The sequence below is a fragment of the Thalassotalea euphylliae genome (assembly GCF_003390395.1).
In the GTDB taxonomy this organism is placed as follows: Bacteria; Pseudomonadota; Gammaproteobacteria; order Enterobacterales; family Alteromonadaceae; genus Thalassotalea_F; species Thalassotalea_F euphylliae_C.
This window is the reverse complement of the sequence record NZ_QUOV01000001.1, coordinates 1110655-1137604: the sequence shown is the minus strand read 5'-3', so window position 1 is coordinate 1137604 and position 26950 is coordinate 1110655. Positions and strand designations below refer to the sequence as shown.

The 26950-nt window shown below is 42.2% G+C and carries 23 protein-coding genes; 9 read left to right on the top strand and 14 right to left on the bottom strand.

Annotation, left to right across the window (positions count from 1 at the left end; translation table 11 throughout):
* Positions 1–24 precede the first annotated feature (24 nt).
* The 11 genes from DXX92_RS05035 to murJ all read right to left on the bottom strand — a co-directional run bounded on the left by DXX92_RS05035 (position 25) and on the right by murJ (position 14052).
* Positions 25–429 carry a type IV pilin protein gene (locus tag DXX92_RS05035; protein ID WP_181901694.1) on the bottom strand — a complete coding sequence of 135 codons (405 nt, stop codon included), beginning with the start codon at positions 427–429 and terminating at the stop codon, positions 25–27.
* Positions 429–4088, bottom strand: a complete 3660-nt coding sequence (locus DXX92_RS05030; protein ID WP_115999444.1) for a pilus assembly protein — start codon at positions 4086–4088, stop codon at positions 429–431. The genes DXX92_RS05035 and DXX92_RS05030 overlap by 1 nt, the downstream gene beginning before the upstream one ends.
* Positions 4089–4090: 2 nt before the next feature.
* Positions 4091–4561: a pilus assembly PilX N-terminal domain-containing protein gene (locus tag DXX92_RS05025; RefSeq protein ID WP_115999443.1), complete on the bottom strand. Its 471-nt coding sequence runs from the start codon at positions 4559–4561 to the stop codon at positions 4091–4093.
* Positions 4555–5511: a PilW family protein gene (locus DXX92_RS05020; RefSeq protein WP_115999442.1), complete on the bottom strand. Its 957-nt coding sequence runs from the start codon at positions 5509–5511 to the stop codon at positions 4555–4557. The genes DXX92_RS05025 and DXX92_RS05020 overlap by 7 nt, the downstream gene beginning before the upstream one ends.
* Before the next feature lie 10 nt (positions 5512–5521).
* On the bottom strand, positions 5522–6058 hold the full coding sequence (pilV, locus tag DXX92_RS05015; protein WP_115999441.1) for a type IV pilus modification protein PilV: 537 nt from the start codon (positions 6056–6058) through the stop codon (positions 5522–5524).
* Between the two features lie 339 nt (positions 6059–6397).
* Positions 6398–7327: a 4-hydroxy-3-methylbut-2-enyl diphosphate reductase gene (ispH, locus tag DXX92_RS05010; RefSeq protein ID WP_115999440.1), complete on the bottom strand. Its 930-nt coding sequence runs from the start codon at positions 7325–7327 to the stop codon at positions 6398–6400.
* Between the two features lie 8 nt (positions 7328–7335).
* Positions 7336–7764, bottom strand: coding sequence for an FKBP-type peptidyl-prolyl cis-trans isomerase (fkpB, locus tag DXX92_RS05005; RefSeq protein WP_115999439.1), 429 nt, complete (start codon positions 7762–7764; stop codon positions 7336–7338).
* Positions 7765–7838: 74 nt separating this feature from the next.
* Positions 7839–8345 carry a signal peptidase II gene (lspA, locus tag DXX92_RS05000; protein ID WP_115999438.1) on the bottom strand — a complete coding sequence of 169 codons (507 nt, stop codon included), beginning with the start codon at positions 8343–8345 and terminating at the stop codon, positions 7839–7841.
* A gap of 82 nt (positions 8346–8427) precedes the next feature.
* Positions 8428–11244, bottom strand: a complete 2817-nt coding sequence (gene ileS, locus DXX92_RS04995) for an isoleucine--tRNA ligase (protein ID WP_115999437.1) — start codon at positions 11242–11244, stop codon at positions 8428–8430.
* 134 nt (positions 11245–11378) lie between these two features.
* Complete coding sequence (gene ribF, locus DXX92_RS04990; RefSeq protein WP_115999436.1) at positions 11379–12320, bottom strand: bifunctional riboflavin kinase/FAD synthetase; 942 nt, start codon at positions 12318–12320, stop codon at positions 11379–11381.
* A 142-nt stretch (positions 12321–12462) separates the two neighbouring features.
* Positions 12463–14052 (bottom strand): murein biosynthesis integral membrane protein MurJ, encoded by a 1590-nt coding sequence (murJ, locus tag DXX92_RS04985; RefSeq protein WP_115999435.1) that lies wholly within the window; start codon positions 14050–14052, stop codon positions 12463–12465.
* Between the two features lie 348 nt (positions 14053–14400).
* Here murJ and rpsT point away from each other — a divergent pair, with 348 nt between their 5' ends.
* The 4 genes from rpsT to DXX92_RS04965 all read left to right on the top strand — a co-directional run bounded on the left by rpsT (position 14401) and on the right by DXX92_RS04965 (position 19007).
* Positions 14401–14661 (top strand): 30S ribosomal protein S20, encoded by a 261-nt coding sequence (gene rpsT, locus DXX92_RS04980; protein ID WP_115999434.1) that lies wholly within the window; start codon positions 14401–14403, stop codon positions 14659–14661.
* A gap of 229 nt (positions 14662–14890) precedes the next feature.
* Positions 14891–16585, top strand: coding sequence for a dipeptidyl-peptidase 3 family protein (locus tag DXX92_RS04975; RefSeq protein WP_115999433.1), 1695 nt, complete (start codon positions 14891–14893; stop codon positions 16583–16585).
* Positions 16586–16817: 232 nt separating this feature from the next.
* Positions 16818–18419, top strand: a complete 1602-nt coding sequence (locus tag DXX92_RS04970) for a GMC family oxidoreductase (RefSeq protein WP_115999432.1) — start codon at positions 16818–16820, stop codon at positions 18417–18419.
* Positions 18420–18503: 84 nt separating this feature from the next.
* On the top strand, positions 18504–19007 hold the full coding sequence (locus DXX92_RS04965; protein ID WP_115999431.1) for a TlpA family protein disulfide reductase: 504 nt from the start codon (positions 18504–18506) through the stop codon (positions 19005–19007).
* A gap of 74 nt (positions 19008–19081) precedes the next feature.
* Here DXX92_RS04965 and DXX92_RS04960 read toward each other — a convergent pair whose 3' ends face one another.
* The 3 genes from DXX92_RS04960 to DXX92_RS04950 form a co-directional block, all read right to left on the bottom strand.
* Positions 19082–20263: a tetratricopeptide repeat protein gene (locus DXX92_RS04960; protein WP_115999430.1), complete on the bottom strand. Its 1182-nt coding sequence runs from the start codon at positions 20261–20263 to the stop codon at positions 19082–19084.
* A 266-nt stretch (positions 20264–20529) separates the two neighbouring features.
* On the bottom strand, positions 20530–22326 hold the full coding sequence (locus DXX92_RS04955; RefSeq protein ID WP_115999429.1) for an acyl-CoA dehydrogenase C-terminal domain-containing protein: 1797 nt from the start codon (positions 22324–22326) through the stop codon (positions 20530–20532).
* A 192-nt stretch (positions 22327–22518) separates the two neighbouring features.
* The gene (locus tag DXX92_RS04950) at positions 22519–22944 is read right to left on the bottom strand and encodes a DUF3010 family protein (RefSeq protein ID WP_115999428.1); all 426 of its coding nucleotides are present in this window, start codon (positions 22942–22944) and stop codon (positions 22519–22521) included.
* 232 nt (positions 22945–23176) lie between these two features.
* Between DXX92_RS04950 and DXX92_RS04945 the strand changes: the two genes are divergently transcribed.
* The 5 genes from DXX92_RS04945 (at position 23177) to DXX92_RS04925 (ending at position 26945) form a co-directional block, all read left to right on the top strand.
* On the top strand, positions 23177–23872 hold the full coding sequence (locus DXX92_RS04945; protein ID WP_181901693.1) for a TetR/AcrR family transcriptional regulator: 696 nt from the start codon (positions 23177–23179) through the stop codon (positions 23870–23872).
* Between the two features lie 125 nt (positions 23873–23997).
* The gene (locus DXX92_RS04940) at positions 23998–24723 is read left to right on the top strand and encodes an SDR family NAD(P)-dependent oxidoreductase (protein WP_115999426.1); all 726 of its coding nucleotides are present in this window, start codon (positions 23998–24000) and stop codon (positions 24721–24723) included.
* Between the two features lie 49 nt (positions 24724–24772).
* The gene (locus tag DXX92_RS04935) at positions 24773–25642 is read left to right on the top strand and encodes an amidohydrolase family protein (protein ID WP_115999425.1); all 870 of its coding nucleotides are present in this window, start codon (positions 24773–24775) and stop codon (positions 25640–25642) included.
* A 222-nt stretch (positions 25643–25864) separates the two neighbouring features.
* Positions 25865–26278 (top strand): hypothetical protein, encoded by a 414-nt coding sequence (locus DXX92_RS04930; protein ID WP_115999424.1) that lies wholly within the window; start codon positions 25865–25867, stop codon positions 26276–26278.
* 115 nt (positions 26279–26393) lie between these two features.
* A complete protein-coding gene (locus DXX92_RS04925) occupies positions 26394–26945 on the top strand; it encodes a DinB family protein (RefSeq protein ID WP_181901692.1) in 552 nt (183 codons plus the stop codon).
* Positions 26946–26950: the final 5 nt, after the last annotated feature.

The following is a 26950-nucleotide window of genomic DNA, read 5'->3' as shown; positions in this document are numbered from 1 at the left end:
CCAATCCACCTTACTAAACCCAAACTAATCCCAACAGTCGCTACTCGGTGTCTTTTTGCCAGCGTCTGTTACTTTAAGCTCTTTACATTTCACATCAGCAGAAGCGAGGCTCCCTTGAGCCGTGGCGGTTAAGATAAAGCTGTCTCCTGTCACTGTTGCATCTATCTTGTAATAACCGCCTTCAGTTTCAAAAGGATCTTTAGCTTGGCCAAGCTTTGTCATATCATTTGTATAAATTCTGTTGTCTAAGTAGTATTGCTCCATCAAGCTGGCAATTCTTAGCAATTCACGCTGGCCCTCAGTTCGTTTCGATTTAGTCGCGTAACTCTGATAGCTTGGGTATGCAACTCCTGCCAAAATACCAATAATTGCAACAGCAATTAATAACTCGATCAGAGTAAAACCAGAAGACTTGATGCTTCTTTTCATTAATTATCTTCCTCAACATATAGAGCTGTACGCATTGTTTTCAATCTCAAACCGTCGCAGTTACCATTTGCATCACATATTGTCTTTTCATCAGGTGCAAGCAACACAACTTCTGTTCTTTGATCGGTTTCTTTAGGGTTATCTGGATCCGATTCATCATCATCTGTTGTTGGCGGCCGAGTAACAATAGTTGGCTTTTCATTTATGATACCGGGCAGCTCAATTATCCTCGTCTCATAAACAGTTGTTCCTAACGCTAAATCAACAGCATATAATTGTGCCTTGCCGCCATCTAAGGCGCAGGTGCCTGCTGAAGCAAAAGTAGGAATAAAACTGTTGTAATATGCTACGCCTGCTATTGCCTCAGGCTGTGTAACACTTTTCTCTCCACTGCCTTGCAAGCTTATTCGCCAACCATCTTCTTCACTCACAGCAAAAGCTAATTGTTCTCGTTCAGTATCACTAAGACTCTGATTAGCAAAAGGATTACCAGTGTAATCATATAAGTCGTTCACACCTATGACTGCTGGTGCTGAGTCAAATTTCTGGGTAATAATATTACCGTCTTTGATCATAAACAACATATCGTTAGTTAAGGTATCTAATGGATCAGCACGATTACCACTGCCGATCAAAATAGCATCATAAGGCACAGCTGATTGGTGAAACTGCTCATCGGAGTTGCCATCAACTATGGTAGTGTACTTAAACGTCTCTGAAATCAATGCCCTTGTGATTGTTGGCTCACTAAAAAATCGCCTATCATTCGCTTCTGTCGGCTTATTTCCTTCAGCTTGGCGGCCAAGTGAAGCAAGCTTAATTAGCCCCCAATCATCAGAGTCGGCGCCGACCATATCAAGTCGCCAAACTACACCACCAGTGTCACCAAAATATAATCTATCAGCGAAACCATCAGAATCGCTATCAAGTGCAGAAACTGCTGCGGGAATGCTGTCATTACCGGAAAAGTCGATATCACCACCTGGTGTTATCGCTAGTTTCTGCGCACCTGTTGCTGCATCAACAAAATATAACCCTCTGCCCAAAGAATCATTTGTACCCACGCCACCTGCATCCTTTGATGCTGCATAGCCAGCAGCAAATACTAGAGTAGGCTTGGCTTTACCCGAATCTGTATTGATTAACGAGTTGATCACTCGCGGTGTTGACCATGACTGACCAAGTTCATTGAAGCCATTTGTCTCATCATTGATATGCCATAACAATTTAGGCGCCGCGTCCGGGTTACTGATATCCAAAGCATAGTATGAAGATCCTCCTCGGCGTGAGCCTACAAACACCCAAGCTTTATCACCTTTAGTATGATCAACGGTGCCATCACCACCATCGTCAATATAGGAAACAGGGGTGCCATCTAGACCATAAACTTTACCACTACCACTCGCATTAACTCTCAACTCACTATAATTATTAAAAAACTCTTTCGGCATAAACGCCCAGTTTTCTTTAACTGTATCTCCTTCATCTTCGAACATATGCAGTGCACCGGCATTAGTGCCAACGATGATGCGAACATCTTGATTATCAGCGCTGCCACCGTAATTAATTACAAGCGGACGTGAATGAAGAGGATCACCAAAAACATCCTTGCGCATATCTGTTGTTGACTTGTCATTATCATCATCATCAACATCACTGCCCTTTGCCCAGTCAATTAATCCATCTAAATCAGCTTCTGTCACTTTCATAAATGCAGCAAGTTTTGCCTCAGTTTCAAAAGCAGTAACGGCATTGTCTTTTGTAAAATCTATTATTGCTCCACTACTGCCTAAATCTGAATATACAGTACGGCTGCTAGGTGTCATATTCTGGAACATTTCAACAACGCCCCCTTCATTAACATCTGCGCCGTCATCATTAGTTGACCAAATTGTTGTTACATCGTCTTTAATATTGCCATCGTCATTTAATGCTGGTTCTTTCCCTGTACCAACTAGACCGCTTCCTGAAATTTTCAGTTTCTTTAGATTCCCTGCCCATCTTGGTCTGCGTTCTGGCAAAAACATAGCGTAGTAAACTGAATCGAGTGTTTGAGTGCGGTCAAAATTATTTGAGGCTACTGCTGGTGCAGTGAAAGTTGCATTGACACTTAGTGCATTCCGTAAAGCAGAAGATAACTCTATAACTAGCTTTTCTGGTTCCTCAACGTTATAGAATTCACCACCTCCGGCAGCGGCAGCTGCATCAAGCAATTTTTTTGCATCGTCATCGATCAGTTCTGAATTGGTGGGGTTATCCGGATCAGCAAAATCTTGTAACGCAAAGCCGATAGTGTTCAAAGTTATATTCTGCTTACCTTCAACATTTCCATTGATATCTTGGTTATGAAGGATGTCTGCTAACGCAGCCAAATAATTATCTTTACTAATTAGCGAGCTGCCAAATCTAGAGCGAACCTTTCTTACTTTGCTTGCATCAAAGCCTGGCATAGCAGCAATCTTGCTGTTAGCTGCTTGGTCTTGAGTTGGGGCCCCATCGGTTATCATTATCACATGGACATTGTCACCACAGTAATTAGCACCGAATGGTGATAAGTAGTTTTTACCTGTCTCTATACCTGTGTCCCTTGGCGGAGTGTTACCTTTGTAGTTAATATCACTATAGTTAGAATCATTATCGCCAAAGTCTACAGATAGACCGCCAAAATAACGACTTGCCTCATAAAGGCTTTCACACAATGGCGTATTGGTTTCACCGTCTATATCTGTTTCAAGGATACCTAGCAGCTCAGCTCTAGTCGCAATATTCATTGGCTGAATACCCATAACTATGCGGCCGCCATCGCGCGTATTTTCACCAGCGTGGTTTAGGTTAAATATTTGAAGCCCAAAATCTACGTTATGAAACGACTCTACAACTGACACCACTGCTCGCTTTGCTGCTTCCAATTTAGATACATTTTCTTTTTCGACCGTATCACTTTGCGAGTATCTAAGGTAATTGTCCGAATATAGAGTAACTATTTCACCTTTCTCTGCTGTACTAATGGCGTTGTTAATGTCAGTTGTGTAATACACTGGTTTTTTTTTCGTTCCTAGACCATCTGCGGGATAGCCATCAGGTAATGGTTTACCATCTTTGTCAAAACCGTAAGGTTTACCGTCAGCGTCAGTACCAGAGTTTATATTTCGAATAGAAGTATTATTAAGTATGTCATATTCTATATCTTCTAAGCAGTCGACTATTTCCAAGTTAGCGCCATTGTTGTCTGGTATTTCTTCCCAAGTTCCAGAGCTGCCTTTGAAGGTATACTCCCTAAGGTTTACATTCACAAAGCCTTTTGTCGCTAAAGGTTCGTGAGCAAAGTCACAACTTAGAATCGATGCTAAAAAACGTCGCTGTTCGCTTGGACTATCGGGAGTTGGCAAAGATTGGCCATCAACGCCGGTACCTTTAGTAAAGTAGATAAACTTTTCCGACAGTGAATTAAAACCACCTACTGCGGGGTAAGTAAAGTTTGGATCGTAGGGAGCATTAATGGTAACCAATTGGTTCATACTGCCTGAGTTATCAAAAATGATTAACACCTTGGGGGTTATCCCGACAGTAGTTGACTCATTTCCAAGGTATAATTCAATATCTTCCGAGTATGCTACCCAAGGAAGTAAACAGCTTAGGAAAAAAAATACGTATTTCATCACTAATTCCCTACATTTAATAGTTGCTGAGCAATATTAGCGTTGGCTCGAACTTCGCTCGTATTATTTCGGCCATATTGATTAGTTACAGCAATGCTTACGACATTGCATTTTAATAATTGATTTGAGGAAGATAAGGTTGTGTGCGGACAGTCTGTAGGTTCATTGCTGTCAAGCTCATTATCAATAACCACACTGCTGACGGCCACACTTGTTATTGTGTTTACAGGTTGAGGAAAATCCTTACCTGCAAATAAATTGACATTACCTCTAATTTGGTCGGCAACGGTTTCGTCTAAAGCGCTAACGGCTGCCTGGACCGCAATTAACTTTTCTTCACTGGCGCCCGACATTTTGATGTCTGAAGATGAATTAAGCATTAACACTGAAGCAACGGCAGTAAGCGCGACTAAAAAAACAATTGATGTTATTAAAACAAAACCTGTTTGAGTTTTTTTTTGATTACCTACCATACTCTTACATCACCATTGTGTAGTGTTATAGTGGAACTAAAAAGCATTCTTCTATAGTTATCACCAGCTGCGTTAAAGTTAACATCACCTAATCGGTACACAGTATCATTAGTATAGGTGGGGTCTAGCTCTATATCACGCACTAGCACATATACCTTAACTGCTCTAATTTTTGCACTAGAAGCACCATCCCAAATCGCGTCAGTTACATTATTTGCCGAGACAAATGAATCAACATTGCCATTACCGTCACTATCAATTCCGTATAAAAACCTGATCATTTCTACACCGTCGATTAAAGGCTGATTCCACATGCTATTGGCTAAGCTAATCAGGTTTAAGGTCGGCACAACATTAGAACTACCAGCTAAAGTATCATCTGAAACATAATAGATATGGTGCTGATACTCCCATGTCTGACTGTTGTTGATAACCGGAGGAGTATTCTCACCATCAAATATTTGGCCTGCATTCATATTAGTCGTTAAGTAGTAGCGGTCATCATCTAATGCTCCTACTGTCGGTAATGCAACTGCACGCTTTAACTGCAAAATATCAGAGCCTTGCTTAGCATCATTAATACACCCCATCATGGCGGAATTTAAGGGGGTAGCTCCCCATATTGCTCGAAAGGTACCAATGTTTCCTGGAAATGTTCCATTATTAATTCCACCACCTCGGCACTCACTACTGGGCGCAGCTGGCACGGCGAGTAAATTGCTGTTGCTTAGTGGCATGGCAAGCTCCCCCCAGAACCCCTGACGCATTAGATCATCAGTTAGTAAGCTAATGGTAATTCGCCCTGTTTCTTGCATTGAACCGTACCGAGTTGTGGTGTCAGATGTTGAGTACATACCTACAAATATGCTCATTACACCTGAAAAAAGCACTAACCCTAACGCTAAAGAAATAAATATTTCTAAAATTGTAAAACCGCGTTGATACTTCATTTACTGCTCACTAAAACAAGAATGCTGTTAATACAATACTACGGCGTTTGTCCGCCGAAGAGTCGCAATTTCCGCCACCAGCACCTTTTACTTCGGATCGACCAGCCCAGCTAACAACTACAGTTACTAATTGAGCATTGTGGGTAATACACCCTCTAGCATCGATTAAACCACCAGTATTATTGTTGCTTAACTTTGAGTTTGCTCCCTGCAATGCATTCGTCCATTCGTATAGGTCATTAGTTGCTATTTGTTGTGCAGTGCATGGGGAAGCGACATTATTGCAAAGGTTATCTGGCAAAGGTCTAGCATTTTCACCATAGTTGCCTTCATAGCTTTCTAATATTGCTTCACTCACATCATTGCTACGAATGCGTTCGATAATATCTTGCGCCATAGCCGAGGCTAATGAGCGTTGCATAGCATCAAAACTTCCTTTCTTGGCTGTTGTTTGCATAGCTACAGCACCTAAAATTCCAGTCGCTAAGATAAATAATGCGACTAAAACTTCTATTAGTGCCATTCCACGCGAATGGCAGTTATCCATAAATCCACCTCGCTTTTGGATCGAGTAGTAAATCGTGAGTTAAAAAAGTAGAAAGGGAGAGGAAGAAATTTCTTCGCAAAAAAATAGAGTGGCGATTTATTGAAGCAATAAATACCCGATATTGGCCAACATATGTGTTAAGTATCGCCATAATTAGAGGCATTAACCCATACCTATATCCATATAATGGGTAGCTGTGACCTATATTGTCACTACACAGTTACTACCCACGGTTGCGTTTAAAGTTATCGCAAATCCGAAACTGTGATCGAATTCTCCTGTTAGTGATTAGCTTTGCAGCTGACTAAAATGCTGATTAACTTTTATCCGCCCCGAAGATTAACGCAATTCAACAGGTACAGCAAATACTATGTTTTCTTCACGGCCCGGGTGTTCGATAACCTCATGACCTCCATAGGATTTTAGTTGCTCGATAACTTGCTTTACCAATACTTCTGGCGCTGAGGCCCCTGCCGTAACCCCTACTTTTAGTGTGTCTTTTAGCCAAGCTTCATCGATATCGTTAGCTGTATCGATTAGGTAAGAAGTCGTACCTATTTTTTCGGCTAATTCACGTAAGCGATTAGAGTTAGAGCTGTTTTTCGCACCAACCACTAAAAGCAAGTCCACTTGTTCAGCAATTGACCTTACAGCATCTTGACGATTCTGTGTGGCATAACAAATATCGTCTTTACGAGGTCCTTCAATTGCTGGGAACTTAGTTTTCAACGCATCAATCACATCACTAGTATCATCTACTGATAAAGTGGTTTGACTACAGTAGTGCAATGCATCTGGATTTTTAACAGTAAGGGCTGCAACATCTTCTGGTGACTCAACTAAATAGATACCGCCGTCTGCACTGTCATACTGCCCCATCGTGCCTTCTACTTCTGGGTGACCTGCATGACCAATAAGCACACACTCAACCCCTTTGCGACTAGCACGAGAGACTTCCATATGTACTTTAGTGACTAGTGGGCAAGTGGCATCAAATACTTTTAATCCGCGCTCTTTCGCTTCATTACGAACGGCTTTTGAGACACCGTGTGCGCTGAAAATTACGGTTGCATCGTCTGGTACTTCATGGAGTTCGTCGACAAAAACAGCGCCACGATCTTTTAAGCCATTAACAACAAATTTGTTATGAACAACTTCGTGACGCACGTAAATTGGTGCATCAAATAAATCTAAAGCGCGGTCTACGATGCTGATAGCACGATCTACACCTGCACAAAAGCCACGCGGATTTGCTAAGATAATTTCCATCAAAATGCCTACTTAATTTCTACCACGTCAATAACGAAAGTAACGTCTTGTCCAGCCAAAGGGTGATTAAAATCAACGGTAACAGATGCACCAGATACTTCAGTAACCATACCAGGTACTTCACCGCCAGGCGTTGTAAAAGTGATAATACTGCCCACTTTAGCAGGTGTGTCTACGTCAAATTTGTTGATGTCTACATAATGTACATTGTCTGGGTTCTTTTCGCCAAATGCATCTTTGGCAGCAAGAGTGAATTCTTTCGTTTCACCTTCACTCATGCCTAACAATTGTGCTTCAAACGCTGGCGAGATACTTTGATCGCCCATATTGATAATTGCGGGTTTGTTATTCACTTTAGTGCTATCGGCTGCAGAGCCATCTGATAACTTCATGGTGATATGGGCAACTAGACTTGAGTCTGCGGTAATTTGTGTCATTTCTTACTTCTTAAATTAGGTACTTCTTAAATTAATTACTATTTAATACTGTCTTTGCCAGCTTATTGTTCGCTTCAGCTTTCTTTATCGGGCTGACCAAAGAAAGAGTCATAAATCATTAAGGCTGCGCCAACGAAGATCACCGAATCGGCAACGTTAAATGCAGGCCAGTGAGACTTTCCTACGTAAAAGTCGAGAAAATCGATGACATAGCCAAACAACACGCGGTCAATTAAATTGCCAAGTGCACCACTTAGCATTAACGCAAAACCAACCCCTAGAACGCGATTTGACGATGGTGTTTTAGATAGCCAATAGATGAATAAACCACTTGCCAACGCGGCTATTGTGGTAAAAAACCAACGCTGCCAGCCTCCTTGGTCTGCTAAGAAGCTAAAAGCAGCACCTTCGTTATGTACATAGGTCAAATTAAAATATGGCATAACAGCAACACTTTCGTACAAATCAAAAGTGCCGGCGACCCAGTGTTTTGTCACTTGATCAATAATGAGAAAAAGTACAGTAAGCCACAGCCATTTAAGCCCTGTTGAAGAAAAAGGTGATGATGAAGAAAAACTCACGTCAGAATTCCTATAACGAATAAATCTATCGGTAGAAGAAAATAAACCGCTGAAATTCAGCGGTTTATTTTGGAAGTGTCAGTTATGCGAACTGTCGCTGCTCACCGTCGCCATCAACGTTAGTTACACAACGTCCACATAGCTCAGGGTGGGCTTCAACCGCGCCGACATCGTCAGTAAAGTGCCAGCAACGGTCACACTTAGTGCCAGCTGATTGCGCAACAGCAACTGATAAACCTTCAAGCTCAGTTGCTACGGCTTCGCTAGGCGCTGCGTCAGTTGAAATCGCCGCGCCAGAGGTGATCAGTACAAAGCGTAGCTCATCGCCTAATTTCGCAAGCTTGTCTGCAAGCTCAGCTTGAGCATACAAAGTAACTTCAGCTTCAAGCGCTTTACCTACTTTCTTATCTTTACGAGCAGCTTCTAGCGCTTTGTTAACTTCCGCACGTACTAATAAAATGTCGTTCCAGTAATCGTCACTCAGCTCGCCATCGTTGGTAATACCAGCAATGTCTTCAAACCATACATTAGTGAACACAAACTCATCACGCTCGCCAGCAGCCGGAGCAGGCAATGCTTGCCAGATCTCTTGTGCAGTGAATGACAAGACTGGTGCCATCCAACGAGTCATCGCTTCCGCAATTAAGTACATTGCGGTTTGACATGAACGACGCGCATGGCTGTCAGATTTAGCTGTGTATTGACGATCTTTAATGATGTCTAAGTAGAAACCACCAAGCTCCGTTGTACAGAAGTTCATCAACTTATGCACCACTTGGTGGAACTCGTATTCATCGTAAGCATTAACAATTTCTGCTTGCAGCGCAGCAGCTTTGGCCACTACCCAACGATCCAACGCCACCATATCTTCAACAGCAACTGAATGCTGAGCTGGCTCAAAACCGTTAATGTTGGCCAACAAGAAGCGTGATGTGTTGCGAATACGACGGTAAGCATCTGCTTGGCGTTTAAAGATTTCGTCGGAAACGGTAATTTCTTGCGTGTAGTTAACCGAAGCAACCCACAAGCGAAGAATGTCTGCGCCTAGCTTATTGGTAATCTCTGATGGCGTGATCACATTGCCTAATGACTTAGACATTTTCTTACCGTCAGCATCAACGGTAAAACCATGGGTTAATACCGTCTTGTATGGCGCACTACCATTAATCGCCATCGCTGTTTTTAATGAAGACTGGAACCAACCGCGGTGCTGATCAGAGCCTTCCAAGTATAAATCTGCTGGATAACCTAACTCTTCGCGTTGTGCCATAACAGAGTAATGAGTAACGCCAGAATCAAACCAAACATCTAGCGTGTCTGTTACTTTGCTGTAAGCATCAGCGTCATCGCCTAATAAATCACTTACTTCTAGGTCGAACCATGCGTCCATACCTTGCTTTTCAACAAGCTTGGCCACTTCTTCAATTAAACGTGGCGTGTCTGGGTGCAAGGCTTGTGTTTCTTTGTGAACAAACAAGGCAATTGGCACGCCCCAAGTACGCTGGCGAGAGATACACCAATCAGGGCTCGACTCTAACATTGAATCAATGCGCGCACGGCCCCAGTCAGGAATCCACTGCACACCTTCAACAGCACCTTGAACTTCTTCGCGAAGACTATTCTTAGTCATGCTCACAAACCATTGAGGCGTCGCACGGAAAATTAATGGCGTTTTCGTTCTCCAACAATGTGGGTAACTGTGAGTAAACTTGTCTTTAACAAGTAAGTTGCCATGCTCAGCAACGACATCAATCACTTTCTCATCGACTTTATAGACGTGCTCACCCGCGAATAACTCAACATTACTGCGGTAAATACCGTTATCGTCTAAGTAGTTTAACGTTTCGATGTTGTATAGTTTGCCAACATTGAAATCTTCTACACCGTGATCTGGTGCGGTGTGAACACAGCCCGTACCCGCATCAGTTGTAACGTGATCGCCTAAAATAACAGGTACTTTGCGCTCATAGAAAGGATGATTAACTTGCAAGTGTTCAAGTGCAGCACCGTTGACGCGACCAACAATGGCGAAGTCTTCCACGCCTGCGCGTTCCATCACACTCTCATGCAATGCTTCAGCAACTAACAAGCGTTCCTCGCCTGCTTGTACAATAACGTAATCTAACTCAGCATTAACGCTAACTGCTTGGCTAGACGGTAGTGTCCACGGCGTTGTTGTCCAAATAACAACAGAAATTTTGCCGCTACCTGATAAGTCTGACACAAGCTCTGCTAGCACAGATTCATCAACAACCGGATATTTTACATCGATAGAGAAAGAAACTTTGTCGGCGTATTCAACTTCCGCTTCTGCAAGCGCTGAGCCACCAACAACACTCCAATAAACAGGTTTAAAGCCCTGTTGTAAGTGACCATTTTCAGTGATTTTACCGAGCGCGCGAATAATGTTGGCTTCGGTTTCAAAATCCATTGTTAGGTATGGATTTTCCCAATCACCGAACACACCTAAGCGTTTAAAGCTCTCACGCTGACCATCAACTTGCTTTGCCGCATACTCACGACATTTTTTGCGAAACTCTGCAGCCGAAAGTTTGTGACCTGGTTTGCCAAATTTCTTCTCTACCACTAACTCAATCGGTAAACCGTGGCAATCCCAGCCAGGCACGTACGGCGAATCGAAGTCAGATAAGGTTTTTGCCTTAACAATAATATCTTTAAGAATTTTGTTTACCGAGTGACCTAAATGAATGTCACCATTGGCGTAAGGAGGGCCATCGTGCAAAATAAATGACTTCTTACCTTTTTTCGCCGCTCTAATTTTGCTGTAAAGGCCCTTGTCAGCCCAGTCTTTCAGCATTTGTGGTTCACGATTTGCCATGTTTCCGCGCATAGGGAAACTGGTATCTGGCAAATTTAAGGTATGTTTGTAATCACTCATTTATGTCGATATCCGTTAATTCAAATCTGGTCAATCTAACGATTCTATTCAATTCGCTTAGCCTAACTTTACCCTAACTTAATGATTCGTTGGGTTTGTTTTGGACTAAGACTCGCTAATTTAGTTTATGTAACTTAAGCCGTCTTGGCTTGATATTCAGTTACATAGCGACGCGCCTGTTGGCTGTCTTTGTTAATCTGTTCGGTTAGCTCTTGTAAAGAGTTAAACTTACGTTCTGCGCGCAGTTTATCTAGTAAAACAACTTCCAATATCTGACCGTACACATCTTGGTTGAAATCGAAAATATGCACTTCAAGTTGTTGTCTAATGCCTGCCACTGTAGGTCTTGAACCAATATTGGCAACACCAAAATATGTCCCAGCCTCGCTATTCACTTGCACCGCATAAACACCAGATACTGGCGATACACGACGTTTAAGCTTGATATTAGCCGTCGGGAAGCCTAACTCTCTACCACGTTTGTCACCGTGGAAAACACGACCATGAATCGAGTAAGGTCTACCCAGCATGCCTTGCGCGTCAGCTAGCCTGTCTTGCTCTAAGGCTTGACGGATCTCGGTGCTACTGATGCGGCAATCATCTAATTTAAAGCTCGCGGTATCTGAAACACCAAAGCCAAATTTCTGGCCCGCTTGGCTCAGCATTTTAAAGTCGCCAGTACGATTCTTACCAAAGCGAAAATCATCGCCAATGATCAAATGCTTAATACCAAGCTGTTCAACCAACAATTGCTCGATAAAGTACTCGGCGGTTTGGCTAGCAAAAGCATAATTAAAGTTCACACAAATCAAGCGCTCTACCCCAAGCTCTGCCAGCAAGGCGTATTTATCTCGTAAGCGAGTTAACCGAGCTGGTGCGGTTTCAGGGCTAAACAACTCTTGCGGTTGCGGCTCAAATACCATTACAGCAGGCACACAGTTCAGTGCTTTCGCCTGCTCTATCAATGCGGTAATAACGCGTTGGTGTCCTAAGTGAACGCCATCGAAATTACCTATGGTCAATACACAGCCGTGATCAGCTGGTTTTATGTTATGAATTCCGCGAATTAACTGCATTGAGCGATTCAATCTTGTCTGTTTAATCTTTCGGCTTAGCTAAGCTGATGTGTTTTTAGACATTCATCAGTTATCAGCAAGTTAGCCTATCTAACCTAAAAAACCGACGAATTATATATTAGTCTCAGTAAAGAATCAGCATTTAACGAGCAGAAATCGGGCTATTTTTATCAACCTTAAAATCACTGAGTTTTACGCGCATTAGCCATAGCAAAGCAAAGTAAAGTATAACGCCGGCAACAATCAAACTACTGATGTGTGCCAACTGCTGCGAGAATACCATTGCAAACCACTCATTTTCGCTTGGCTGAAAATAGATAATAGCGCTAGCCATTAGCGCAGAGGCGACAACTAACTTCGCAAAAAACCACTTGGTTTTACTAGGAATGGTGAACACACCACTGTTTTTCAACCCGCGATAAAGCAGAAAGGCATTTAAAGTCGCCGATAAGGTAGTTGCCATTGCCAAACCAACATAGCCATAAAACGGCGCTAACATTAAGTTAAAAGCCATGTTTGCCACCATGGCAATAATGCCTATCTTAACTGGTGTTTTGGTATCTTGCCGTGAGTAGAATCCAGGAGCGAGCACCTTAATAAACATAAAACTGACTAAGCCAGAAAGATACGCGTAAAGGGCGTAAGACACTTGCAGCACATCGCTTTGACTGAATTCACCGCGCATAAACAGCAGCATGATAATTGGCTGAGCCAGCACCATCAAGCCAGCCAATGCTGGCATTCCCATCAAGCAAACAACCCGCAAACCCCAATCAATGGTAGAAGAAAATTCAGCTTTATTTTCTCTAGCGTGAAGCCCAGAAAGGCTGGGTAAAATTACCGTGGCAATACCGATACCAAATAAACCAAGGGGAAATTCCAGTAAACGATCGGCATAGTACAACCAGCTAATTGAGCCTGTGACTAAGAAACTGGCAATTAAAGTATCTAACAGCAGATTAATTTGGGTAACGGAAACACCAAACAACGCAGGCACAATTAGCTTGCGAATTTTTGCCACTCCAGGTGCATGCCACGCCCACTTGGGTTTTACCAAAACACCTGCGCGATATAAAAACGGTAGTTGAAACAAAAATTGTACTAAACCACCAAAAAATACCCCACACGCTAAGGCATAAGCAGGCAAATCAAAGTATGGGGTTAAGAAAATAGCGCTGGCAATAATACAAACATTGAGTAATACCGGTGTGAAAGCGGCGGCGGCAAATTTGCCTAAGGTATTGAGTATTGCGCCAGCAAGTGCGGTTAGGCTAATAAACCACAAATACGGAAAAGTAATTTTGAGTAACGTAGAAGCCAGCTCAAATTTAGCACCCTGCTCGCCCCCATGCCACCAATCAAGAAACCAGCCAAAACCAAATAGCGCAACAATAACTGGTGAAGCTATCATACCGAACAGAGTCACGAGAGAAATCACTACCCCTAACGTACCAGACACCTGTGCAATCAGCTTTCTGGTTTCATCTGTGCCATTTTTTTCATCTTGCGCTTGGTACTCGCTGAGCACTGGTACAAAAGCCTGCGCGAATGCTCCCTCAGCAAATAAGCGTCGTAAAAAGTTGGGAATTTTATTGGCAAAGAAAAATACGTCAGCACCTGCGCCTGTTCCCATGAAGTTAGCGATAACCACGTCACGCACTAATCCTAATACACGGGAGATCATGGTCATGGCGCTGACAATAATGCCTGACTTAATTAACTTTTTACTCACTCTGTTTGCTCAATAGGGAAAATAGACAAAAGAAATATTATGACGGTAACTCAAAGCGTTAAACAAGCAGAGAATGCTCTGTTTACCGCTAGCACTGCAATTTAATAATTTCTGGTTCGTTATGTGTAGCAGCGCTAAAAATCGCGTAAATAACACAGCTTACTGACGCAAATCGCTATTATTAAACCAATAAATAAATGCCAGGTTGTTTAATGGGAGTTACTAATTTAGTGGTAATTAATAAATCTGGTAATATTTATCGCTAAATTAATTGACAATTCCTCAGAAAAAAGGCATATTTTGCCGCCTTAAATTTAGGCTATATTTTATCACATTTAGGAGTTCACCTTGGCTAACTCAAAGCAAGCTAAGAAACGTGCGGTACAATCTGAAAAGCGCCGTCAACACAATGCAAGCCGTCGTTCAATGATGCGTACTTTAGTTAAAAAAGTAATCGCTGCAATTGAAGCCGGTGACAAAGAATTGGCAACAAAAGAATTAGCAGCTGCGCAACCGATCTTAGATCGTTACGCAACTAAAGGTCTTATTCACAAAAACAAAGCTGCTCGTAGCAAGAGCCGTTTAAACGCTGCTATCAAAGCACTTTAATTTGTTTTTGTAGACGCTTAAGTATCTTTTAAAGATAAAGCGATGTTAAAAACCGGCAACTACGCCGGTTTTTTTATAACTGTATTTTTTCTAAACCTACATACCGATACCCGCGCGCATCAAGAGCTATTGATAGCTGCATAATTAGTAAAGCCTCATTCAGAATAGTTGCACCCTGCAATGTTTTTTCCTACTCTTTTTGCCGTCAATGATAATGAGAATTTCCCGTATGAATCTACATTCAACAACCAATAACAAATCAAGCAAAGCTAAGCTTAGCAAACTCGCTGCCGTTGTTTTAATGGCCACATCAGTGCTTTCAGCCTGTGGTGAAAACACAACAAAAACAGAGCAAGCACCAACATTAGTTGAAAACTATGAAAACCGTTTAGACATCTATAAAACAGTTACGCTAAGTGCTGATTTAAGCCACTTATCTGACAATCAAAAGCAAATGTTATCGCTGCTAATTGACGCTTCCAAAATTATGGACGATCTATTCTGGAAACAAGCATTTGGCCAAGACAAAACAGCGTTTCTGGCAAAATTAAGTGACCCGAAAGTAAAAGCTTTTGCTGAAATTAACTATGGCCCTTGGGATCGATTAGATGGCGACAAAGCGTTCTTAACTGGTTTTGATGCAAAATCGCATGGCGCACAGTTTTACCCAGCAGACATGACAAAAGCCGAGTTTGAGCAAGCAGACTTTGCGGACAAGCAAGGCTTATATTCTATAGTTGAACGCGATGCTAATGGCAAACTTACATCAACTGCCTACTCAGAGATTTACACAGATGAAATCAACCGCGCAGCCGCTATTCTAGAAAAAGCAGCAGGCTTTGCCGATAACCAAGAATTCGCTAATTACCTTAAAATGCGCGCCAACGCCCTGCGTGCCGACGATTACCAAGCGTCAGACTTTGCCTGGATGGACATGAAAACTAATCCAATTGACGTGGTGATTGGTCCAATTGAAACTTATGAAGATCAGTTATTTGGCTATCGCGCAGCATTTGAATCTTATGTGTTAGTCAAAGATTTATCTTGGAGTGAGCGTTTAGCGAAATACGCAGCGTTTTTACCAGAACTACAGCGCGACTTGCCCGTCGCTAAGAAATACAAGCAGGAAACACCTGGCTCTGATGCTGACTTAAATGCTTATGATGTAATTTATTATGCAGGGCATTCAAATGCGGGTGGCAAAACAATTGCCATCAACCTACCAAATGACGAAGAAGTACAGTTAGCCAAAGGTACACGTCGCCTTCAGCTAAAAAATGCTATGCGTGCTAAATTTGATGCCATTATGCTACCGATTGCCGAGCAGCTTATTGTGCCAGAGCAACGTAAGCACGTAACTTTCAATGGCTTCTTCGCTAACACCATGTTCCATGAAGTCGCACACGGCTTAGGCATTAAAAACACCATCAACGAGCAAGGCACTGTTCGCCAAGCACTAAAAGAGCATGCTTCTGCGCTTGAAGAGGGCAAAGCTGACGTGCTTGGCCTTTACATGGTCAAACAGTTGCTTGCTAAAGGCGCAATTACCGAAGGCACGTTAGAGGATTACTACGTTACTTTTATGGCGGGTATCTTCCGCTCTGTGCGTTTTGGCGCAAGCTCTGCGCACGGTAAAGCAAACATGGTGCGCTTCAATTACTTCCAAGAACAAGGTGCCTTTAGCCGTGACGAGCAAGGTTTATACAGCGTAAATATGGAGAAAATGACGCAAGCTGTTGATTCTTTATCTGAGCTAATTTTGACGCTGCAAGGTAACGGTGATTACGCAGGCGTTGATCAATTGGTCAAAGAAAAAGGCATGATCAAAGAAGACCTAGCGAAAAGCTTAGCGAAACTTGAAGCTGCCAATATTCCTGTAGATATTGTTTTTGAGCAAGGCAAACAAGTACTAGGACTGAAGTAACCTTATTTAGGACAAGTCAGTAAAAGTAAACCAAGCCGAAGCTTAGCTTCGGCTTTTTTATATCTAATTTAACTTTTCTCTTAAGTTCTCTAGTCGTTATTTTCACTTTCAATCAAACAAACGCAGAATAGTACTCGCATTGTCACTATTAATTCTGTATATAAAAAGCACAATAATAAAAATAAATGAAATTACGAATCTTAAATTACAACGAAAATACAACAGGTGAACAATGGATAGTTTTGATTTTATCATTGTTGGGGGAGGTTCTGCTGGCTGCGTGCTGGCCGATAAGTTATCTGCAGATGGACAATTTCAAGTATGCCTAATTGAGGCTGGTCCCAAAGACAGCTCACCATTCATTCATGTTCCTTTGGGAACGATTGAGCTGATGCGCAGTAGCAAATACAACTGGCTATACGATACTGCCCCAGAAGCAACTCAAAACCAACGTCAAATATTTAACCCTAGAGGTAAAACACTCGGTGGTAGTAGCTCAGTTAACGCTATGCTTTATGTTCGAGGTCAAAAAGAAGACTATGATGCATGGCGTGATATGGGCAATGACGGCTGGGGGTATGACGACGTGCTTCCCTATTTCAAAGCCACTCAGCACCAAGAACGTGGCGCTGATGATTACCACGGGATAGATGGACCGCTTAACGTCGCTGAATCACGCTGTAAACTTCCCGTATTTGATAAGTTTATCAGCTCCGCAGCCAATGCTGGTTACCCTGTTAATAATGATTTTAATGGCGCCTCGCAAGAAGGTGTTGGCTACTACCAAGTAACCCAAAAAGACGGTGAACGCTGCAGTGCCGCCAAAGCATTTTTGACCCCAAACCTAGATCGCCCCAACCTCACCGTTTTAACCGAAGCGATGGTTGAAAAAGTGCTATTTGAAGAAAAGATCGCAGTGGGTGTCAGAATAAAACATAAACAAAAATGGAAAGAAATTGTTGCTCACAAGGAAGTTATACTCAGTGCAGGCGCATTTAATTCTCCTCAGCTCCTTATGCTCTCCGGCGTTGGCCCAAAAGCTGAACTAGAAAAACACAATATTCCTGCAGTACATGAGCTAGCAGGGGTCGGGCAAAACTTACAAGATCATGTAGACATTATCGTACTCAATGAGTACCAAGAAACCGATGGCATTGCCTTTCGCCCTGTTGCCATGGCAAAGCTCGCTCCAAGCGTTCTAAAGTACTTTACCAAGCGTGAAGGTGTACTCACTAGTGCAGCGGCTGAAGCAGGCGGCTTTATCAAAACAGACAGCACACTAGAGCGACCTGATATTCAGCTACACTTTATGCCTTTCGCCATGGACGACCATGGTCGTAACTTAACAATGCTTTGCCGCTATGGGGTGGCAATGCATGTTTGCTTGCTAAGACCCAAAAGCAGAGGACAAGTTACTTTATTTGGCAATGCCCCGCATTTACACCCAAAAATTGAACTTAACATGCTTTCTGACAAAGATGATCAGGCACTTATGGTTGAGGGAGTGCGCAGGGTTAGAGAAATTTTCGCTCAACATCCACTTGCAGGAGAGCTCGGAAATGAAATCTACCCGGGTGTATCTGCCAGCACAAACGAAGATATTCTAGCCTTTCTTAGAGAGCGAGCTAATACCATTTATCATCCAGTGGGAACATGTAAAATGGGTAGTGATGAAATGGCTGTGGTAGATAAAGACTTAAAAGTACACGGCTTAAAGTCGCTTCGCGTTATTGATGCTTCCATCATGCCTACGCTTATCAGCGGTAATACCAATGCGCCAACCATTATGATTGCTGCTAAGGTTGCCGACTCCATACTTGCACAATACCAGTAAATTTATTTTCTGGAATTGAATGAATAATGTCACTTGCATGGTCTAGTGACATTATTACTTCACTCATTTAATTTCAGGAAAGCTATGAAACTCCAATCAATCTGCTTAGCAGCCAGCCTTTTCTTACTCACCATTAGCAACGCTTTTGCAGAACAAAAAGCTTCATCAAATACACCGTCAAACATAGTGCCTGACTGGCAACTCACCATGCAAAATGGTGAGCCAATCAACTGGAAAATGTTTGAAGGTAAGCCTGTAATTTTGCATTTTTGGGCGACTTGGTGTCCATACTGTAAGCGCCTGCAACCAAAATTAGTAGAATTAGTCGAAAAACACCCAGAAGTGGTATTAGTAGGTATTAGTTTCAACGAAGATGAAGATGCTAAACCTCAAGATGTATTAGCAGAGCGCGGTTATACCTTTAAAACAGCCGTTAATGGCGAAGAAGCTGTCAGAAAGTTCGGTGTTTCAGGCACGCCAACAACCTTCTTTATCAAGCGCAATGGTGAAGCCATTTTTAAATACACCAGCTCAGATATTAAAGACCCTCGCCTTCTAAAAGCCACACAGGTTATCGCCGAAAAGTAATCAAGTGGTTTGAATTATCGGCTTAATTTAACAGCTTAGTAAATCCCTCCATTCAATAGTATCAACCAATCTCGCTATTGGTTGATACCTGACGCCTTATTTCGCCCGTACAGCTTATATTTCAGTTGACGTCGCTCCGACTGTTTATAGGTCCAGTCAAGTGCTTTAGCAATTGCGTTTTTAGCTCTTGCTTCATGACCTTTAGCCATATGAACCTGATATAAGCCAACATAAGCTTGATTAACATATGGCGCTAACTCAATGGTACGATTAAAAAATGCAATGGCTTGCTGATGGTTACCTTGCTGCTGGGCTAAATAAGCCTGATCGAGCCAACTGTAGGGGTTTGGATCTTCAAGTTTCGCCATTTTTTCTTGCAACCTATTAGCCTCTTTAGTGCGCTGTTGCATAGACAATAAGGTTGCATAGTTACTCAACAGCGAAAGATTATTGGGTGCGCGTTTCATGGCATATTTGTATATTTGCTCTGCCGTGTATTCATCCCCTTTTCGACGATGCACCACGGCTAACAAGTTCATTACTTCAACGCTAGCAGGGTCATACTGATAGGCTGTAATCGCATTAGCAAAGGCTGTTTCCAGATCACCTGCGACTAATGCATCAGTTGCAATATTTTTGTAGTACATAGCAACAAACTGATGGTACTTAAGGTAACGACTCTTTATATTGCTTGAGTCAGGAAAGTAATCAATCACAACGCCTGCATTGGCGAAAATAGAACTCAGGCTCCCTTCGCTGGGCGCTGCAAATAACTTAGTTTGCACATGAATTGATGACAACACCAAGTTATTCTGCTTTTCAAACACCGGTAGGGTAAGCACTTCCCTAAAAGCTAAATCAACACCCACTAAACGTGCCAAAGCAGTGGTCAGAATAGCTAAGCTCATACAATTGCCCTCCAAGCTAGCCATTGCTTGAGAGGCGGTATGCGTTTCCCCGTAATAAGTAAAGTTTGACAATTTACTGAGCAAGTAATCACTGATAATTTTATGCTTGTCGTCTCCATGTGCTAGTGCCTTGTTGTAATAATCAAGAAACTGCTGTTGTTGGGCAGCACTGAGACTGAAAAGCGCTTTTTCTGAGGTGATATCAACGGTTTGAGGGTTAAATAGATGATAAGCGATCGGTAGTGCTTGCGCTGCGTTTTTCTGATTTACTTGATTCGCCTGCCCGCCATAGTGATTACTGCAGCCAACAACCATAAATACGAATATCAAAACCGCTAAACTACGCATTGTCACTCCTTAACTACCAATTCCTTTGTGCACGAAGACATTATTTACATTAATACTTGGTTAATAAAAGGTCTACTAATTTTTTCGTAATATAGTTAGTTGTCGTAATTTAGTTAGATGTATTGTGCTGAGATTGGAAATGAAGTGCTTGCCATATGAATATGTGATGGAGAGATCAATGACCGCCTGCCAAGCATTGAGCCTCTCTCACAAAAAAGGCCAGCAAAATGCTGGCCTTTTAAATCACTAAGAATCGAGTATTTTAATTAAAATACGAACTCTTCTAGGTCATGTGCCATCATGCTGTCTGCACCGTTTTCGATACATGCTGCATGACCGTGTGCACGAGGTAAGATACGCGCAAAGTAGAAGCGAGCTGTTTTGATTTTCGCTTCGTAGAAAGCTTTATCTTCTGTGCCTTCAGCTAACTGAGTGAAAGCAACCTTCGCCATTTTCGCCCAGAAATAAGCAAGTGTTAAGTAACCTGAGTACATTAGGTAGTCAACCGATGCTGCGCCAATTTCATCTGGATTTTGCATCGCTTTCATGCCAACTTCTTGCGTCATTTTCTGCCAGTTAGGCGCAATGGTAATCATCGGCTTAATGAATTCGCTCATTTGCTCATCAGTTACATTTTCAGTACAGAACTGTGTAACTTCTGCTGCGAACGGCTTAATTAGCTCACCTTTCGAACCAAGGATTTTACGAGCAAGTAAATCAAGTGCTTGAATACCTGTAGTACCTTCGTATAAACAGCTGATCTTAGTATCACGCATCAACTGCTCCATGCCCCATTCTTTAATGAAGCCATGGCCACCGAACACCTGTACACCGTGACTAGTACACTCAAGGCCTAGTTCAGTAAGGAAAGCTTTAGCAATTGGCGTTAATAGCGCTAACTTGCTTTCAGCTTCAGCACGTTTCGCTGCATCTTTTTCTACTTCAACAATATCAACTAGCTGCGCTAAGTAACCGTTTAATGCACGGCCACCTTCAGCAATCGACTTTTGCGTAAGTAGCATACGACGCACGTCTGGGTGCACGATAATTGGGTCAGCTGCGCCGTTAGGATTCTTAGGGCCTGTTAATGAACGCATTTGTAGACGGTCTTGTGCGTAAGCTAGTGAACCTTGGAAAGATGCATCAGCCGCTGCAACACCTTCATTGGCAACACCTAAACGTGCCGCATTCATAAAGGTAAACATGCAGTTTAGGCCACGATTAACTTCACCAATTAGGTAACCTTTCGCGCCATCGAAATTGATAACACAAGTCGCATTCGCGTGAATCCCCATTTTGTGCTCAATTGAGCCACAGTTAACGCCATTACGCTCAGCTTTTTCACCGTCAGCAGTCACATTGAACTTAGGCACAACAAATAAAGAAATACCTTTAGTACCTGCTGGTGAACCAGGAATGCGAGCAATTACGATGTGAACAATGTTGTCTGATAAATCGTGCTCACCTGCAGAGATGAAGATTTTAGTACCCGTTAGTGAGTACGAACCGTCGTCATTTAACTCAGCTTTGGTACGTAACATACCTAAGTCAGTACCACAGTGTGGTTCTGTTAAACACATAGTACCAGTCCAAGTACCTTCAACTAGCTTAGGCATGAACATGTTTTTTTGCTCTTCTGTACCATGCGCTTCTAACGTTGCTAGTGCACCATGGCTTAGGCCTGGGTACATTGCGAAACTGTGGTTTGCAGCTGATAAGAACTCACCAATTGCAGTATTAATTGAGTGCGGTAAACCCTGACCACCGTGTTCAACAGGTTGAGATAATGTTGGCCAGCCGCCTTCTACGTATTGTTGGTATGCTTCTTTAAAGCCATCAGGTGTAGTGACAACACCGTCTTCCCACTTACAGCCTTGCTCGTCACCGGATTGGTTAATTGGCGCAATCACTTCTTCAGTGAACTTACCCGCTTCGGCCATAATTGCGTTTACCATGTCAGGTGTTGCATCTTCATAGCCTAGGTTTTGGTAGTGAGTTTCACAGTCTAACAATTCTTGCATCACGAACTGCATGTCACGCAGTGGAGCTTTATATTCTGGCATTGTTGTTTCCTCAAAATTGATCCTACCACCAACTGGTCGGACTAGTTATACCCATACATTTTAACAAGGTTGACAGCCATTTTAAAAGTACAATCTAGCTATCTATGCTCAATATAACCTTGGTTTATACAAGGCTATTGTGGCTGTTAATAGCTATGCTTTTCTTGTTGGACATTAAAGCTATTAATAATCCTATCGTGCTTCTAGAAACGCAAACACGGTTTCAAACGCTGTTTGCTGAAACTTTTTCAAACCTGTATCGCGAAAGTCGATACCTACTTGGCTTTTTGCTAGCGTGTTCTTCACAAAACTACCTGAGACGATATCTACTTTTACGCTGTCAATAAGTTGAATTGCTGCTTCAAGCTTAAAACCAACAGGGCCACCAGCAAACTTACCTTTTAGCGCTCTGCCCTTAATTACCACCTGCTCAATTTGGTAGTCTTCCATCAACTTTTTAAATGCGAACTGAAACTTTTGTACTTGCTCAGCATCGCCGGCATCGTCAATCGAAACTTTAGCAACCCTTAGTTGCGGTAAATCATACAAGCCGTTTTCCAACGCCATTACACATACAATTGCATCATTACCTTTAAGCTCTACACCACATACTTTCATAATTTTAGCCTCTTTATACGCCCAGCGTACTCTCTGCATATCAATGGGCGGTATTATGCGCTCGTCTGTATGTGAAGGACAGTATTTTTGCCTTATTACGCACAAAATCGAACAAAGGTTTGAAGCTTTTACACTAATAAATTTACTGAGGGATAAATTAATTGGCTTTGCTAGCGATTCCCTTGCTCGACTTAGCCTAATTGTTACCTTACACTGCAAGGTAAATTTGCTGATGAGAACAAGCCATTCAGCAATTGCCAGTTCAGTAAAACCAACGGATGAAGTGAAAAGTATGCAGCAAGATTCAATTATTGAAGCCAAACAGGTACGTAGTCAGCAAACTCAGGAAAAGTTACTTAATGCACTCAATAATTGTTTGAAAGAAGACTTCTTTGAACATATCAGTATTGCTCAAATCACCGAACAAGCAGGCGTTTCTGTTGGCACCTTTTATCGCCGTTTTAAAAATAAAGAAGCGCTATTACCCTATTTATACCAAGATTTCGGTACCCAACAGCGGGCATGGGTGTTGTCGTTAACTACCGTTAAGCAAGAATCACTTGCCCAGCAAGTGCAATATATCATCGACAATTGTTGTGAGTTCTTAAGCAGCAATGCCGGTGTACTTAGAACCTTGCACTTAAACTCGCGTTTGTACCCCGAAATTTTACCGACTAGCCAACTAAGTGAGCGTTCACAAGAATATCGAGAGATTTCTGCAATGTTAATTCAACATTCGACAGAAATTAATCACCCGCAGCCTAGCATGGCTTGTGATATGGCAACCTTTATGATGATAAACGGCCTGATTGAGAAAATTCTCTACCAAGACTTAACACCAGCAATTGCTTCGCCACTTGTGATGGCAGAACACTGCAAACAACTTGGTGCAATGATAGTGGGTTACCTGACAGCTAAGCCCGAGTAGAGTCTTAACAGAGCGTAAGTATAGCCAGCGTAAAACCAGCTAAACTTGCTATGAATACAACTAAGCAGACAAATAGCTAATCCGAAAATAATTAAGCTTTTAGCAACCTATTGAGACACCTTATTGTGACAAAAACTTGTGTAATTACTGGTGGTAGCTCAGGCATTGGCCTAAGCATCGTTAAATCTTTTATTAATGATGGCTATCAAGTCTTTAACCTAGACATTCAACCTAGTGAGTATGGTCATTTTATTCGCTGTGATATGACCGATGTTTCTGCGGTCAAAAATGTGGTTGAAAAAATCGGTAACGAACACAGTATTGATGTTTTAGTTTCAAACGCAGGCGTTCACTTTTCTGCGAATATAGAAGACACCAGTGAAGCTGACTTTGAGCGCGTGTTTAACATCAATGTAAAAGGTGCCTATGCGGCAACACAAGCTTGCTTGCCTTTTATGCGAGCGCAACAAAACGGTTCAATTATCTACATAGCCAGTGATCAAGCCTTAATTGGCAAGCGAAATTCATTCGCATACAACTTGTCTAAGTCAGCCCTTGCTTCAATGGCGCGTACCACCGCACTTGATTATGCCGCACATAACATACGCGCTAACGCGGTATGCCCAGGTACAATTGAAACTCCGCTTTATCACAATGCGATTAATCGTTATGTTGAAAGCTCAGGAGCAGACATTGAGCAAGTCCATCAAGAAGAAGCAGCATTGCAACCACTTGGTAGGCTGGGTCAACCAGAAGAAGTCGCCGAGCTAACCTTATTTCTCGCGTCAGATAAGGCTAAATTTATTACTGGCAGCTTGCAGGTCATTGATGGCGGTTACACCGCTCAATAAGTTTAGATAGCAATGGCAGCAATTAAAGCAAAGCATTCGAATTAGCACTATGCGGCTCATTGACCCTCACCTACACCTATTTGACCTTGCAAAAGGTGATTATCACTGGCTTAAAAGTGAAAACCCGCCATATTGGCCAGATAAGGCGACAATAGCTCGCGATTTTAGTTGTCACGACTTACTGCTAGATGCCCCGCTATCGTTAGCAGGCTTTGTTCATATTGAAGCAGGGTTTGATAATCAAGCACCATGGCGAGAAATTGCTTGGCTAGAAGAAACTATCAAGCCGTCTTGTCAATTGGCGTTTAAAACTGTTGCCACTATTGATTTGAGCGCTGATATTACAACCTTCAAACAATCGCTAGTTAAACTATCAGGCTTTTCCTCTGTCGTTGGCGTGCGCCATATACTCGATGATGATGCTGCCTCTGTGCTATCGCAAGCAGACATTCTTGAAAAGTTTAGGTCGATTGCCACACACGACTTTCACTTTGAGCTACAACTGTCTTTAGCGGATTTACCTGCTGTAAACTTGCTAGTCGATATTCTCGATAACCTTCCCGAGCTAAGAGTTATTATTAATCATGCTGGCTGGCCAAGCACAAACCTAGCAGACGATCACAACTGGCAACAAAGCATACAAGTGCTTGCAGGCTATAACACAGTTGCGATTAAGTGCTCTGGTTGGGAGATGACTAAACGTCACTATGACTCATACTGGCAACAACAAGTTGTTGATTACACAGTCGGTTGTTTTGGTGAGCACCGAGTAATGCTCGCCAGCAATTTCCCATTAACACTATTTTCGACCTCTTACCAAGCGTTATGGCAGAATTATCGAACATCAATTGTTGATGCTTCACTAGCATCCAAACTCATGTTTGAAAATGCTTACCTTTGGTATGGATTCGCTCGCTAAGCTAGTTAATTTCGGTGACGGGGCTAATTGAATAACTAAGCTAATGGCCCATTACGCTATACCTCCCACTTATAAACCAACCAAGTCATTTTTTAATTATTAATACAGGCAGTCTGCGTCAAAGCCTGTAATACTTGCTAACCTTAAAGCTAATAATACATGCAGCGTTGCCAATAAGATGGGCAATAACCCCACGACACGATTAATTAGGCGAGTGACTCAGTGAATACTGTAGAAATTATTGATGTAATTGAGAAATTAGAAACTCGATTAAACAGTTACTGGAATTTCTATTCAATCGCCATTATTGCGATCAGTGGTTGGCTATTGTCACTCAATAAACCCAGCGAATTTCCAATAGAATCTGCTGTTATTTTAACTATTGGCTTTTTATTATTTATCATCATGAATGCCTCTGTTTTACTGCCTCTAACCAAGCGGATATACGCGTTAGAAAAAGTGCTCATAATGACAGTAGCAGAAACGACAACGCTGGCACCTGAATTAAAAACGATTTTATCTAAGCCCCTTATTAACAATAGATACATCGGTACTATCGTAATGTACTTTTTGCTTGCAATCGCAATACTGGTTTTTATTGCATACAAGGCCTATGTACTAAATGTTTCGGGTTGAAATCTCGTGTTGCAGTTGAAACCGAATATCGCAACCTAACATTAAATTTTTGCATAACAGCTATTTCTAGTAATAAGCCAATAAATTGCAATCAAATGACAAACAAGGAAAGCAGTTGAGTATTGTTCAAAATTTTCAAATGATGGCACTCTATAATCAACGTATTAACCAGCAACTACTGGCTGTATGTCAAGCTTTGCCCAAAGCGCTACTAGACAAGCCAACTGGTTCATTCTTCGCAACCATCACCGACTACTGGAATCATCTACTATTTGGTGATCTCATCTTGCTTGGCCGACTGGTAGGCAACAATTTAGCGAGCTTATCGAGCGCTTCACTGGCGAATTTTCCGACACCAGTATCACCGCAAGATACTTATTTTAAGCATATCGAAGAGCTAAGTAGTGTTAGAGCTAAGCTTGATAAGCTATTAATTGAATTTTGCCAACAGCTTAGCGAACAAGAATGCGGTATGGTAATACACTACACCACCACAGAAGGTGACAATGTGACCAAGGTCGCTAGCGATGTGGTTCAGCATTTATTTAACCATCAAACCCACCATCGAGGTCAACTTACTTGTGTGTTGAGTCAATTTGGTGCTGATTACGGTTGTATGGACTTGCCAGTAATTGTGCCAGAAGGCAGCAGGCCTCTAGATACCTAATCAAC